Consider the following 13,198-nt stretch of genomic DNA (forward strand, 5'->3'; position numbering starts at 1 on the left):
CGCGTTCGTCGCCCGCCCGCGGGCGAGGCCCGCCGGGCTCCGCCTCAGCCGGCGGCGAGCGCTCCGAGGTGCTCGTCGAGGTGCTCGAGCATCGAGACGTGGCCGTCGCCCGGATGCAGCACGAGCGCCGCCTGGGGCAGGAGCCCCGCGAGGAGCCGCGCGTGCAGCGGCGGCACGACCCGGTCGTCGGTGCCGTGCGCGATGCGGCAGCGCGCGCCCGTCGGCATCGCCGCGCCCCACGGCAGCACGAACGCCAGGTCGTCGTCGACGAGGCCGAGCGGGCCCGTCTCGCCGCCGGCCTGCGCATCCGCCCCGAGCGCGCTCCAGCCGCCCTCGAGCGCCGCCCAGTCGCGGGCGACGAAGCTGCCCGGCTCGAAGCGCTCGGGATGCGCCTCGCGCGCGGCCGCCCCGGCCTCGGCGGCGCGCAGCGCCGAGGGGTCGGCCATCCCCTCGAACCACGCGGGGTCGCCGTGCGGCGCGACCGAGGCGAGCAGCATCAGGGCGCCCGTGCGCTCCGGCGCCGCTGCTGCGGTGGCGATCGCGTGCGGGCCGCCGCCCGAGTAGCCGACGACCACGACGTCACGCGCGTCGAGCAGCTCGAGCACCCGGATCGCATCGGCGGCGCCCTCGGCGACGCTGCGCCCGGGACGCCGAGGCGTGCCGGCGTAGCCGGGTCGGGCCACGGTCACCACGTCGCGGCCGACGGCCGCGGCTGCGGCGCGCACGGGTTCGAGCACCGTGCCCGCGTGGGGCGAGCCCGGATGCCACAGCACGATGCGATCGAGCGCTCCGGCGGGCGCCGACGCGTGCACGACGGCGTCGGGCAGCTCGGTCTCCAGGATCCTCATCGGTCGTCCTCCTCCTGCGCGGCGGCGAGCAGCGCCCGCCGCTCCTGATCGGTCGGCGCGAGCGCCGCGCCGTGGCGCAGCGCCTCCGCCGCCTCGCGGCGCCTACCGAGGCGCGCGAGCGCGTCGCCGCGCGCCGCGTGCAGCAGGTGCTGCCGGCCGAGCGCGGCCTCGAGGCCGTCGAGCGCCTCGAGGCCGCCCGCCGCGTCGCCGGCGTTCGCCTGCGCGATCGCGCGGTTCAGCACGACGAAGGGCGAGCCGTCGAGCTGCTCGAGCACCCGGTAGAGGGCGACGACGCGGCGGTGGTCGATGTGCGCGGCGAGCTCGGGCCGCACGTGCTCGGCCGCGATCGCGGCGTGCACGAGGTGCCTGCCGCCCGCGAGCCCCGTCGAGGCCGCGAGCGCGATCGCCGCGTCCACGAGCGCGAGGCCCTCGTCGGCCGCGGCTCGGTCCCAGCGGCCGCGGTCCTGCTCGGGCAGCGGCACTGCCGAGCCGTCGGCGCGCAGGCGCGCGTCGCGGCGCGCGTGCTGCAGCAGCATGAGCGCGAGCAGCCCGTCGGCCTCCAGCCGCTCGTGCGTGCGCTCCGGCGTCAGCTCGCGGCACAGGCGCGCGAGCCGGATCGCCTCGTCGGCCGCGGCTCGGGCGTCGGCGTCGGCGGGCGCGGCGTAGCCGATCGCGAAGAGGCCGTAGAGCACCTGGCGCACGCCCTCGCTGCGCGCCGGCCGCTCGGCCGGGCCGGGCACGCGGTAGGGGATGCGCGCGTGCCGGATCTTCGCGCGCGCCCGCACGAGCCGCTTCTGCATCGCGTCCTCGCCGACCCCGAAGAGCCGCGCGATGCGCGCGACGGGCACGCCCAGCACGGCGCGCAGCGCGAGCGCGGCGCGCGCGTCCGCCGCGATCGCGGGGTGGCAGGCGGTGTGCAGCAGGGCGAGTCGCTCGTCGTCGTGCGGGAAGCCGGCCTCGGGCGTCGCGGCCGTCTCGGGCGCGGGTTCGCGCGCGAGGCGCTCCGCGGCGCGGTCCGCCGCGGCGCGGCTGCGCAGCAGATCGATGCCGCGGCGGCGGGCGACGGTCGTGACCCAGGCCGCGGGGCTGTCGGGCACGCCGTCGGCCGGCCAGCGGGCGAGCGCGCGCTCGAGCGCGTCCTGCACCGCGTCCTCCGCGACCGACCAGTCGCCGAGGGTGCCGACGACGGCGGCCATGACGCGCGCGTGGTCGTCGGCGACCACCGCGGCCACGGCCGCCGAGGCGTCCGGCGCCATCAGCGCGGCCCTCCGATCAGAGCGGCCACACCGGCCGCACCTCGATGCGGCCGAGACGTGCCATCGGGTGCCCGGCCGCGATCTCGATCGCCGCGTCGAGGTCGTCGGCCTCGATCACGTCGAAGCCCGCGATCCACTCGCGGCTCTCGGTGAACGGACCGTCGGTCACGATCCGCTCGCCCGCGCGGACGCGCACGGTCGTCGCGTCCTCGACCGGTCGCAGGCGGTCGCCGATGACGTAGCGGCCCGATGCCTGCAGCGGCTCCCACCACGCCTGGGGGTCGTCGGTCGCGGCGTCGTAGGGCTCGCCCTCGGGGTCGGTGCAGATGAACAGCACGTAGCGCATGGTCGCTCCTCGGTCGGTGGCATGCAGTCAACCCCATGACGGATGGGCGGTGCGAGGGAGGACACCCGCTCGTCCTGCGACCAGCGCTCGATCGGGCGCGGCGAAGGGCCGGCCGCGCAGTGCGGCCGGCCCTCAGGAGCGCCCGATCGAGCGCGGCGAGCGGCGGCTCAGTCGGTGCCGAGGTCCATCGCCGCGCGGTCGTTCCACTGCTCGAGCGCCTCGGGGTCGTCGACGGGCGCCGAGACGATCGCCTCGGCCGCGCCCACCTCGAGCGCGCCGAGGAGCGCCTTCGTCTCGCCCTCGATGAGGCCGGCGGCGGCGTACGACTCCAGGCGCGAGCGCGAGTCGGCGATGTCGAGGTTGCGCATCGTCAGCTGGCCGATGCGGTCCTCCGGGCCGAAGGCGGCGTCGCCGACGCGCTCCATCGACAGCTTGTCGGGGTGGTACGAGAAGCCCTCGCCGCGGGTGTCGAGGATCGTGTAGTCCTCGCCGCGGCGCAGGCGCAGCACGACCTCGCCCGTGACGGCCGAGCCCACCCAGCGCTGGATCGACTCGCGCAGCATGAGCGACTGCGGGTCGAGCCAGCGGCCCTCGTACATGAGGCGGCCGAGGCGGCGGCCCTGCTCGTGGTACGTCGCGACGGTGTCCTCGTTGTGGATCGCGTTCAGCAGCCGCTCGTAGGCGATGTGCAGCAGCGCCATGCCCGGCGCCTCGTAGATGCCGCGGCTCTTGGCCTCGATGATGCGGTTCTCGATCTGGTCGCTCATGCCGAGGCCGTGGCGGCCGCCGATCTCGTTCGCCTCCTGCACGAGCGCGACGGCGTCGTCGAACTCCTGGCCGTCGATCGCGACGGGGCGGCCGGCCTCGAAGCGGATCGCGACGTCCTCGGTCGGGATCTCGATCGACTGGTCCCAGTGGGCGACGCCCATGATGGGCTGCACGATCTCCATCGACTCGTCGAGGTGCTCGAGGGTCTTCGCCTCGTGCGTCGCGCCCCAGATGTTCGCGTCGGTCGAGTAGGCCTTCTCGGTCGCGTCGCGGTAGGGGTAGCCGTGCTCGACGAGCCACTCCGACATCTCCTTGCGGCCACCCAGCTCGGTGACGAAGCGCGCGTCGAGCCAGGGCTTGTAGATGCGCAGCGAGGGGTTGGCCATGAGGCCGTAGCGGTAGAACCGCTCGATGTCGTTGCCCTTGTAGGTGGAGCCGTCGCCCCAGATCTCGACGCCGTCCTCCTTCATGGCGCGCACGAGCAGCATGCCGGTGACGGCGCGGCCGAGCGGCGTGGTGTTGAAGTAGGTGCGGCCGCCGGAGCGGATGTGGAAGGCGCCGGTCGCGAGGGCGACGAGGCCCTCCTCCACGAGCGCTGCCTTCGCGTCGACGAGGCGCGCGGCCTCGGCGCCGTACTCGGAGGCGCGGCCGGGGACCGCGTCGATGTCCGGCTCGTCGTACTGCCCGATGTCGGCCGTGTAGGTGAAGGGCACGGCGCCGTTGTGGCGCATCCAGGCGACGGCGCACGACGTGTCGAGGCCGCCCGAGAAGGCGATGCCGACGCGCTCGCCGACGGGCAGGGAGGAGAGGACCTTGGACATGCGCTCAATCCTACGAGCGCGCGCGATCCCAGCCGAACCTGGGAGCCCGCCCCTTGTCCCCCAAGGGGGCCCGTGGGAGGGTCGGGTTGGGGGACACGATCCCCGCCCTGACGATGACGGAGGACGCGATGCTGCAGGTCGACGAGACGTTGGACATCGCAGCACCTCCGGAGGCCGTGTTCGCGGCGTGGGACGACGCGGCGGGCCTCGCGGCCTTCCTCACCGGCGTCCGCAGCGTGCACGCCGAGACGCTCGAGCGGATGCGCTGGCGCGTCGACATCGCGGGCATCGACCCCGTCTTCTACGCCGTGCTGCTCGAGCGGCTGCCGGGCGAGCGCCTGCTGTGGACGAGCGTCGACGCGATCACGCACCACGGCCTCGTCGACCTCGCCCCGCTGCCCTGCGGCGGCACGCGCATGACCGTGCGCCTCGCCTGGACGCCGCGGCCGCTGCGGCCCGACGAGCCCGTCGGCATCGACCTCGACGAGCTGACGGTGCGCTGCGACCTGCAGCGCCTCAAGCGGCGCATCGAGAGCGCGCACGCACGCGACGCCCAGGCTGCCGCCCCGGCCGCCGCGTAGCGTCCACGACCAGCACCGGCCCAGCACGCCGATCCGAGACCGAAGGAGCACCACCATGCCCCAGCTCACCGACAGCGTCGACGTCAAGGCCCCCATCAGCGCGGTCTACGCGCTCTGGACGCGCTTCGAGGACTTCCCGACGTTCATGAGCGGCGTCGACAGCATCACCCAGACGTCCGACACCGAGCTCCACTGGGAGGTGTCGATCGCCGGCGTTGACCGCTCGTTCGACGCGACGATCACCGAGCAGCATCAGGACGAGCGCGTCGCCTGGGCGAGCACCGACGGCGAGACGCACGCGGGCGTCGTCACGTTCCACCGCCTCGCCGACGACGAGACGCGCGTCAGCCTGCAGCTCGACTGGTCGCCGCAGGGCATCGTGGAGCGGATCGGCGCGCTGCTGCAGATCGACGACCTGCAGATCGCGAACGACCTCAAGCGCTTCAAGGAGATCGCCGAGCAGGCGCCCTCGTCCCACGCCGCGCAGTCCGGCTGGGAGGGCGACGTCGAGCGCCCCGCGGACAGCACCGGCCACTGAGCCGCGCACCGGGCCTGGGGGTCGCCGAGGGGCGGCACCCAGGCCCGACGCGTAGCGTCGCGCCATGAGCATCGAGCACCGGAGCATCGTCCCCGCGCCGATCGGCGAGGTCTGGGCCTGGCACGAGCGGCCGGGCGCCTTCCAGCGGCTGCAGCCGCCGTGGATGCCCGGGCGCATCGTGCAGGAGGCCGACTCCCTCGAGGACGGGCGCGCGGAGCTCGCGCTGCCCGCCGGCCAGCGCTGGATCGCGCGCCACGACCCCGCCGGCTACCGCCGCGGCTCCTCGTTCGTCGACGAGCGCGTCGACGAGGGGCTCGCCTCCCTCGCGCTCTCGCCCGTGCGCTGGCGCCACGAGCACCGCTTCGTCGCCGAGGGCGACACGACCCGCGTCGTCGACCACGTGACGACGCCCATCGGCTCGCGCGCGCTGCGCCCCATGTTCGCCTACCGGCACCGCCAGCTCGCCGACGACATCGCGCGGCACCGCGCCGCGGCCTCCGCCCCGCTCCGCATCGCGATGACGGGCGCCTCGGGCCTCGTCGGCACGGCGCTCGCCGCGTTCCTCACGACGGGCGGCCACGAGGTCGTGCGGCTCGTGCGCGGCGAGCCCGGGCCGGGCGAGCGGCGCTGGGCGCCGGACGCCCCGGCGACGGGGCTGCTCGACGGCATCGACGTCGTCGTGCACCTCGCGGGCGCCTCGATCTTCGGCCGCTTCGACGACGAGCACCGCGCCCGCATCCGCGACAGCCGCGTCGGCCCGACGCGCGCGCTCGCCGAGCTCGCGGCCGCCGCCGGGGTGCGCGCCTTCGTGAGCGCCTCGGCGATCGGCATCTACGGCGCCGATCGCGGCGACGAGGTGCTCGACGAGTCGGCCAGCGCCGGCGAGGGCTTCCTCGCGGAGGTCGTGGAGGCGTGGGAGGCCGCGACGGCCCCCGCGGCGTCGGCCGGCGTGCGCACCGCCCAGATCCGCACGGGCATCGTGCAGAGCCCGCGCGGCGGCACGCTCCAGGTGTTCCGGCCGCTGTGGTCGGCGGGCCTCGGCGGCCCGCTCGGGGGCGGCCGGCAGTGGCAGTCGTGGATCGACCTCGACGACCTCGTCGACGCCTACCACCTCGCGATCGTCGACGACCGGGTCTCGGGGCCCGTGAACGCCGTCGCGCCCGAGCCTGTGCGCCAGGGCGAGTACGCGCGCGTGCTCGGCGCGGTGCTCCGGCGTCCCGCGGTCATCCCCACCCCGTCGCTCGCGCCGCGCGCGCTGCTCGGTGAGGAGGGGATGCGCGAGCTCGCCCTCGCGAGCCAGCGGGTCGCGCCCGCGGCGCTCGTCGAGCCTCGGCCACCGGTTCCGCCGGCCGGTGCTCGAGGGGGCGCTGCGGCACCAGCTCGGGCGTCGCGGGTAGCGCGGCTCGGGGCTGCCGGTAGCGCAGCGCGCCAGCGCTCGCGCGGCGGTCGAGCGTGCCTGTGGACAACTCCCGCTGCGCTGAGGTTGCCTTTGGTTCACTCTGAGCACGCGCTGAGCCGTTCTTGAGGTTCAGCGGTCACGAGAGAGAAGGAACCCATGCAGCACAGCACGACCCCGGGCGCTCGCCGCTCGCGCCGCACGCTGGCCTGGCTCACCACCGCCCTCGCCACCTCGGCGCTCGCGCTCGGCGGCGCGCAGGCCGCCGGCGCCGCGCCGCAGGCGCCCGTCGACGTCCACGTCACGGACGCGTCGACCTCCGCCACGAGCGCCTACTGGACCCCCGAGCGCATGGAGTCGGCGATCGACGCCGACCAGCTCGCGGTCGACGCGGCGACGGCGCCGTCGACCTCGGTCGAGCGCGGCGCCCCGACGACGATCGCGCCGCAGGCGGCGACGCGCCCGACCGCGCGCGGCGGCCAGCAGCTCATGGCCGTCACGCCCGTCTCGCACATCGGCAAGGTCTTCTTCACGATGGGCGGCGCAGACTACGTGTGCTCCGGCAACTCGGTCGTCTCGGCCAACGAGCGCACGGTCTCGACGGCCGGCCACTGCCTCAACGAGGGCGGCGGCGCCTGGGCGTCGAACTTCGTCTTCGCCCCGGCCTACCAGAACGGCAGCACGCCCTACGGCCTGTGGACCGCCACCGAGCTGCACGCGCCGAGCGCGTGGACCGGCAGCGGCGACATCAACTACGACACCGCGTTCGCGGTCGTCGCGAGCCCCGCGGGCTCGTCGGCCACCCTCACCGACACGGTCGGCGCCTCGGGCGTCGCCTTCAACCAGTCGCGCGGCCTCACCTACCAGGCCTACGGCTACCCGGCGGCGAGCCCGTTCAACGGCCAGACGCTCGAGACCTGCTCGGGCACCGCGCGCACCGACACCTACGGCGGCACGCAGTCGCAGGGCATCCCCTGCACCATGACCGGCGGCTCGTCGGGCGGCCCCTGGTTCATCGGCTCGGGCTCGTCGGGCGTGCAGAACTCGGTGAACAGCTTCGGCTACAACACCGTGCGCAACGTCATGTGGGGCCCGTACTGGGGCTCGGTCATCCAGTCGACGTACACCGCGGCCCAGAGCTGATCGGCTGAGACCGCCGCGCGATGCGCGGCAGGAGGACCCGGAGGGCCGGCGCCTCAGGGCGCCGGTCCTCCGGCACGTCCGCGGGGCCTATCGGCCCTGCAGCATCGTCTCGGCGAACGCCGCGACGCGCAGCCGCAGCTCGTCGACGCGGCGGTCTCGGGCGGCGAGCACGTCGTAGCCGTCGTACGGCGCCGTCGGCGGCCGCCGCGCGTTCGCGCTGCACTGGAACGACTCGCACACGAGGGTGCCGATCGTGTCGCCCTTGCGGCCCGCGGCCCCGGCGCGTCGCGCGCTGAAGAACACGACGTCGTTCGGCAGGCGCACGTCCTGGCACCAGGTGCACTGCGCCCGGGCGCGCGGCGAGGCCTCGGCCTGGCGCAGGAGCACGCCGACGTGCGCGCCCTCCAGGGTGGGCAGCACCGCGTACGCGCGGCGCGGCGCCTTGGGGTCGCGCCAGCCGAGCAGGTCGAGCGAGCCCCAGTCGGCGTCGTCGAACCAGGCGGGCAGGGTCAGGCCGGCGACCTCCTTGCGGCTCGCGTTCACGAACGCGCCGCGGAGGGCCTTCTCGGAGATGGGGAGCATGCGGGATCGCCTCTCGTCATGCCGGGCGAGGGCCCGGCAGGGATGGGTGGAGGCACGGCGGCGTGCGTCCCTCTGCGCTCATGGCTCTGAGGGGTCGGCCGCGGTGCCGCTGGCCGGCGGGCGCGGAGCGCGCGTGCCGGGAGCGGCTAGGCCCTGCCGCCGGCGAGGACGCCGACGACCTCCTCGCGCCCGGAGGGCTCCATCCCGATGCTCACCGGACCACCCTACGCCTCACCCGGTCTGGGCCTCACCCGGTGCGGGCCTCACCCGGTGCGGGCCTCACCCGATCAGGCTCGGCTGCAGGTCGCGGAGCGTGCGGTGGTCGACCATCCGGGCGACCCCCAGCACCACGAGCGCGAGCGCCGCCGCGGCGAAGGCGGCGAGCACGAGCGCGTCGGCCGCCGCCGCGGCCATCGAGCCCCCGTACATGAGCTGCCGGATGCCGTCGACCGCGTAGGTCATGGGGAGCGCGTGGTGGAGCGCCGCGAGCGGGGCCGGCAGCGTCTGCCAGGGGAAGGTGCCGCCCGCGGTGACGAGCTGCAGCACCATGAGCACGAGGCCGAGGAACTGGCCCACCGAGCCCAGCCACGCGTTGAGCGCCACGATGATCGCGGCGAAGGTCGCGACCGCGAGCACCATCATCCCGAGCATGAGCGCGGGATGCGCGATCGAGAAGCCGAGGCCCAGGCCCACCACGGCGAGCAGCGCGGCCATCTGCGCGGCGCCGATGAGCGTCGGGATGAGCCATGCCGCGAGGCCGACGCGGACGGGGGAGCGCAGCGCCGTGATCGCGCGCCGCGAGAGGGGCCGCAGGATGAGCATGAGCGCGTACATGCCGATCCATGCCGCGAGCGAGAGGAAGAAGGGGGCGAGGCCCGCGCCGTAGGAGCCGGCGGACGCCACGGCGTCGGCATCGGTCTCGACGGGGTCGGCGATCGTGGAGGCCTGCGCGGCGCGCTCGTCGGCGGTCGAGTCGGGGATCTGCTCGACCGCGTCGCCGAGTCCGTCGCGCAGCCGCGCCGCGCCGTCCTGCAGCTGCGCGATGCCGCCGTCGAGCCTCGTCGGCGCCCTCGGCGAGCGCGCCCGCGCCGTCGGCTGCGTCGGCCGCGCCGCCGGCGAGCCGTGCGGCGCCGTCGCGGGCGGAGGCCGCGCCGTCGGCGAGGGCGCTCGCGCCGCCGGCGGCGCTCGCGACGCCGTTCGCGAGCCGCGGCGCGGCCTCCGCGGGGGTCGATGCGCCGTCGGCGACCTGCTGCGCGCCGTCGGCGAGCCGATCGAGCCTGCGCGGTCGCGCCCTGCACGCGGGCGTCGGCGGCGGCCACGTCGTCGCCGACCGCGTCGAGCGGCTCGAGCGCCGCCGCGACCTGCGCGTCGGTGAGGCCCGCCGCCCGCAGCCGCTCGACGATCGCGGCGCGCGCCTCGGGCACGCGGCCCGCGAGCGGCGCGACGGCTCCGGCGACCTCGTCGCCGATCGCCGCGATGCGGGCGTCGCCCTCGGCGACCTGCTGGGCGCCGTCGGCGAGCCGTCGCGCCTGCGCCGGCAGCGAGGCCGTGGCCTCCTCGAGCCTGACCGAGGCCGTCCTCCAGGCGCGCGGCGCCGTCGGCGAGCTCGGCCGTGCCGTCGCCGAGGGCGCCCGCGCCCTCGGCGAGCCTGCGCGGTGCCGTCGGCGAGCGTGTGGGCGCCGTCGGCGAGCCGATGGGCGCCGGCGCCGGCCTCTGCGGCGCCGTCGGCCAGCTGCGCCGCGCCGTCGTGCGCGTCGACGACGCCCTCGCGGATGTCGCTGATCGCGAGCAGCAGCCGCGCGGCGGCCTCCTCGCCGACCGACTGCGCGACCGCCGTGCGGATGCGCTCGGCGGCCTGCGTGCCGATCGTCGAGGCGAGGTAGCTGTTGGCGTCGTTCGTCGAGAGCTCGACGACGGCCCGGTGGGGCGCGTCGCCGGCGGCGCTGCCGAGGTCGGCCGAGAACGCGGCGGGGAGGGTGACCGAGAAGTCGTAGGTCGCGTCGGCGACGCCTGCCGCGGCCTCCGCCGCATCCACCCGGTGCCAGTCGAAGGCGGCGTCCTCGACGAGCCGGTCGGCCACCTCGTCGCCGATCACGCGCCCGTCGCTGCCCGCGTCGTCGACCACGAGCGCCACCGGCAGCTCGTCGAGTCGCGCGTAGGGGTCCTGGTTGGCCCACAGGTACACGCCGCCGTACAGCAGCGGCACGAGCCCGAGCGCGAGGAGCGCGATGCGACCCATGCGCGTGGCCGTGAGGCGGCGGAGCTCCGCCGCGATGAGCTGGGGGATCGTCATGCCGCCGCCTCCGCTTCCTCCTCCGCCGCCTCGTCCGCGCGCAGCACGGCGTCGGCCGCCTCGCCGCACAGCACGAGCACCGCGAAGCCGCGCGCGGCGAGCCGCCGCGCCTGCGCCCACCACGCCCTGGGGTCGCCGCCGTGGCGGTCCGGGCTCACGAGCACGACCGCCTCGACGCGGTCGCGCAGCACGGCGAGCTCGGTGAGCACCCGGATGCGCGTGGCGGGCTCGACGTCGGCCATCGGCAGGTCGCGCTCGGCCTCCACGCCCAGCTGCGCCGCCCAGCGGCGCACGCTCCGCGGGTCGCCGGGCACGCCCGCGAAGAGCAGCTCCTCGGCGATGGCGCCCGCGAGCGAGACGTCGGGCTCGGGGTCGCTCACGGCGGGCGCGTCGACGAGCGCGGTGCGGTGCCGCACCTCGCGGCGCCGGCCCGGTTCGCCGTCGAGCAGCACGGCGCCCTCGTCGGGGCGCATGCGGCCGCTCGCGAGGAGGCCGAGCACGGTGGGCCGCTGCTCGGTCTCGACGACGACCCGCACGGCCTCGCCCGACTCGACGGCCAGCGACGTCAGCGGCAGGGCCACCCCTCCCTGCTTCACCACGCGATCCAGCTCGATGCGCATCACGGCTCCTCTCCGCCCGACACCGTATACTAGACTGACCAGTCAGTACAACAATGGATGCGCCAGGATGCTGGCAGACCGAGGAGGCCGCATGCCACGCCCCAACCGCAGCCGGGCCAAGGTGCTCGAGGCCGCGGCCGAGCTCGCCGCCCGCCGCGGCGTGAGCGCCACGACCGTCGACGACATCGCCGCGCTCGCGGGCGTCGCGAAGGGCAGCGTCTACTACTCCTTCCCCTCGAAGGAGGCCGTCTTCGAGGCCCTCATCGACGAGGCGATCGCCCGCGTCTCCCAGCGCATCCGCACCGCGCGGGACGGCGCCGACGACGGCGTCGCGACGGCCGCCGTCGCCCGCGCGCTGCTCGTGGGCCTCGAGGAGCAGCCGCACGTCGCGAAGGTCGTCGTGGGCGAGCTCTTCCGCACCGACCGCCCGTGGCGCGAGGCGCTCGCGGGCCACCGCGCGGTGCTGCTCGACGAGGCTCGCGGCGGCGCTCGCGGCCGACGGCCTGCCCGCCGAGCCGCTCGACGCCGCCGCCCGGCTCGGCGCGCTGGTCATGGTGGGCTTCGAGCGGCTCGCGTTCTCGCCCGAGCGCACGATCGCGCAGTGCGTCGCCGCCGTGGTGCCTGAGGCCTCCGGATCCGCTCCCCGATAGGCTGGGGCGTACGCCGAACCCGTCCGAGGGGAAGACCCATGCCAGGAATCGTGATCGTCGGCGCCCAGTGGGGCGACGAGGGCAAGGGCAAGGCCACCGACCTGCTGGCCAGCCGCACCGACTACGTCGTCAAGTTCAACGGCGGCAACAACGCCGGCCACACGGTCGTGGTCGGCGACGAGCGCTACGCGCTGCACCTGCTGCCCTCCGGCATCCTGACCCCTGGCGTCGTGCCCGTGATCGGCAACGGCGTGGTCATCGACCTCGAGGTGCTCTTCGACGAGCTCGAGGCGCTCTCGGCGCGCGGCGTCGACGTCTCGAAGCTGCGGGTCTCGGCCAACGCCCACATCATCACCGACTACCACCGCACGCTCGACAAGGTGAGCGAGCGCTTCCTCGGCAAGCGCTCGATCGGCACGACGGGCCGCGGCATCGGCCCCGCCTACGCCGACAAGATCAACCGCGTCGGCGTCCGCATCCAGGACCTCTTCGACGAGTCGATCCTGCGCCAGAAGATCGAGGGCGCGCTCGACACGAAGAACCACCTGCTCACGAAGGTCTACAACCGTCGCGCGGTCGCGGTCGACGAGATCTTCGACGACCTCGTCTCCTACGTCGAGCGCCTCCGCCCCATGGTGGGCGACACGGGCCTCGAGCTCTCGCAGGCGCTCGACGCCGGCCAGACGGTCGTGTTCGAGGCGGGCCAGGCCACGATGCTCGACATCGACCACGGCACCTACCCCTTCGTCACCTCCTCGACCGCGACGACCGCGGGCGCCGCCGCGGGCTCGGGCGTCGCCCCGAACCGCCTCGACCGCGCCATCGGCATCGTGAAGGCGTACACGACGCGCGTGGGCGCGGGTCCGTTCCCCACCGAGCTCTTCGACGAGTGGGGCGAGCTGCTGCGCAAGAACGGCTTCGAGTTCGGCACCACCACGGGCCGCCCGCGCCGCTGCGGCTGGAACGACACCGTCATCACCCGCTACGCCTCGCGCATCAACGGCCTCACCGACATCGTGCTCACGAAGCTCGACGTGCTCACGGGCATCGAGCGGATCCCCGTGTGCGTCGCGTACGACGTCGACGGCCAGCGCTTCGACGAGATGCCCGTGTCGCAGTCCGACTTCCACCACGCGACGCCGGTGTACGAGACGCTGCCCGGCTGGACCGAGGACATCACGGGCGCGCGCTCGTTCGACGACCTGCCCGCGAACGCGCAGGCCTACGTGCGCTTCCTCGAGGAGCGCTCGGGCTCGCGCATCTCGGCGATCGGCGTCGGCGCCGACCGCGACGCCATCGTGCAGGTGCACGACCTCATCGACTGACCCGCCCCGGCGCAACGTCTCTGCGCGCATC

At 75.4% G+C, this 13,198-nt stretch carries 13 protein-coding genes and 2 pseudogenes; 6 read left to right on the forward strand and 9 right to left on the reverse strand.

The features are described from left to right. Positions 1-44 precede the first annotated feature (44 nt). From OVA14_RS05800 to argG, 4 genes are all read right to left on the reverse strand, one after another. A complete protein-coding gene (locus OVA14_RS05800) occupies positions 45-848 on the reverse strand; it encodes an alpha/beta fold hydrolase (RefSeq protein WP_267505304.1) in 804 nt (267 codons plus the stop codon). Continuing rightward, the gene (locus OVA14_RS05805; RefSeq protein WP_267505305.1) at positions 845-2,104 is read right to left on the reverse strand and encodes an RNA polymerase sigma factor; all 1,260 of its coding nucleotides are present in this window, start codon (positions 2,102-2,104) and stop codon (positions 845-847) included. The genes OVA14_RS05800 and OVA14_RS05805 overlap by 4 nt, the downstream gene beginning before the upstream one ends. A gap of 16 nt (positions 2,105-2,120) precedes the next feature. Then, positions 2,121-2,450, reverse strand: a complete 330-nt coding sequence (locus OVA14_RS05810; RefSeq protein WP_267505306.1) for a YciI family protein — start codon at positions 2,448-2,450, stop codon at positions 2,121-2,123. Between the two features lie 167 nt (positions 2,451-2,617). Beyond that, on the reverse strand, positions 2,618-4,039 hold the full coding sequence (argG, locus tag OVA14_RS05815; protein ID WP_267505307.1) for an argininosuccinate synthase: 1,422 nt from the start codon (positions 4,037-4,039) through the stop codon (positions 2,618-2,620). An 86-nt stretch (positions 4,040-4,125) separates the two neighbouring features. On the opposite strand from argG, the gene OVA14_RS05820 reads away from it, so the two are divergent. The 4 genes from OVA14_RS05820 (at position 4,126) to OVA14_RS05835 (ending at position 7,697) form a co-directional block, all read left to right on the forward strand. Further along, entirely contained in the window at positions 4,126-4,620 is a 495-nt protein-coding gene (locus tag OVA14_RS05820; protein WP_267505308.1) for an SRPBCC family protein, read from the forward strand. Between the two features lie 55 nt (positions 4,621-4,675). Continuing rightward, positions 4,676-5,158, forward strand: a complete 483-nt coding sequence (locus OVA14_RS05825) for an SRPBCC family protein (protein WP_267505309.1) — start codon at positions 4,676-4,678, stop codon at positions 5,156-5,158. A 64-nt stretch (positions 5,159-5,222) separates the two neighbouring features. Then, entirely contained in the window at positions 5,223-6,683 is a 1,461-nt protein-coding gene (locus OVA14_RS05830) for a TIGR01777 family oxidoreductase (RefSeq protein ID WP_267505310.1), read from the forward strand. 30 nt (positions 6,684-6,713) lie between these two features. Further along, positions 6,714-7,697: a trypsin-like serine peptidase gene (locus OVA14_RS05835; protein WP_267505311.1), complete on the forward strand. Its 984-nt coding sequence runs from the start codon at positions 6,714-6,716 to the stop codon at positions 7,695-7,697. Positions 7,698-7,784: 87 nt separating this feature from the next. On the opposite strand, the gene OVA14_RS05840 is transcribed toward OVA14_RS05835, so the two are convergent. From OVA14_RS05840 to OVA14_RS05855, 5 genes and pseudogenes are all read right to left on the reverse strand, one after another. Continuing rightward, the gene (locus tag OVA14_RS05840) at positions 7,785-8,279 is read right to left on the reverse strand and encodes an FBP domain-containing protein (RefSeq protein ID WP_267505312.1); all 495 of its coding nucleotides are present in this window, start codon (positions 8,277-8,279) and stop codon (positions 7,785-7,787) included. A 279-nt stretch (positions 8,280-8,558) separates the two neighbouring features. Then, positions 8,559-9,182, reverse strand: coding sequence for a YhgE/Pip family protein (locus tag OVA14_RS05845; RefSeq protein ID WP_267505313.1), 624 nt, complete (start codon positions 9,180-9,182; stop codon positions 8,559-8,561). 702 nt (positions 9,183-9,884) lie between these two features. Then, positions 9,885-9,974: pseudogene (locus OVA14_RS13790) on the reverse strand (hypothetical protein); the annotation flags it as partial. A gap of 157 nt (positions 9,975-10,131) precedes the next feature. Beyond that, positions 10,132-10,572 (reverse strand): annotated as a pseudogene (locus OVA14_RS13795) (YhgE/Pip family protein); the annotation flags it as partial. Next, positions 10,569-11,192, reverse strand: a complete 624-nt coding sequence (locus tag OVA14_RS05855; protein ID WP_267505314.1) for a hypothetical protein — start codon at positions 11,190-11,192, stop codon at positions 10,569-10,571. The pseudogene OVA14_RS13795 and the gene OVA14_RS05855, both read right to left, overlap by 4 nt. Before the next feature lie 91 nt (positions 11,193-11,283). Between OVA14_RS05855 and OVA14_RS05860 the strand changes: the two genes are divergently transcribed. Both OVA14_RS05860 and OVA14_RS05865 read left to right on the forward strand, forming a co-directional pair. Then, entirely contained in the window at positions 11,284-11,817 is a 534-nt protein-coding gene (locus OVA14_RS05860; protein ID WP_267505315.1) for a TetR/AcrR family transcriptional regulator, read from the forward strand. 63 nt (positions 11,818-11,880) lie between these two features. Beyond that, a complete protein-coding gene (locus OVA14_RS05865; RefSeq protein WP_267505316.1) occupies positions 11,881-13,167 on the forward strand; it encodes an adenylosuccinate synthase in 1,287 nt (428 codons plus the stop codon). The last annotated feature ends 31 nt before the right edge of the window (positions 13,168-13,198 follow it).

The sequence above is a fragment of the Agrococcus sp. SL85 genome (assembly GCF_026625845.1).
In the GTDB taxonomy this organism is placed as follows: Bacteria; Actinomycetota; Actinomycetes; order Actinomycetales; family Microbacteriaceae; genus Agrococcus.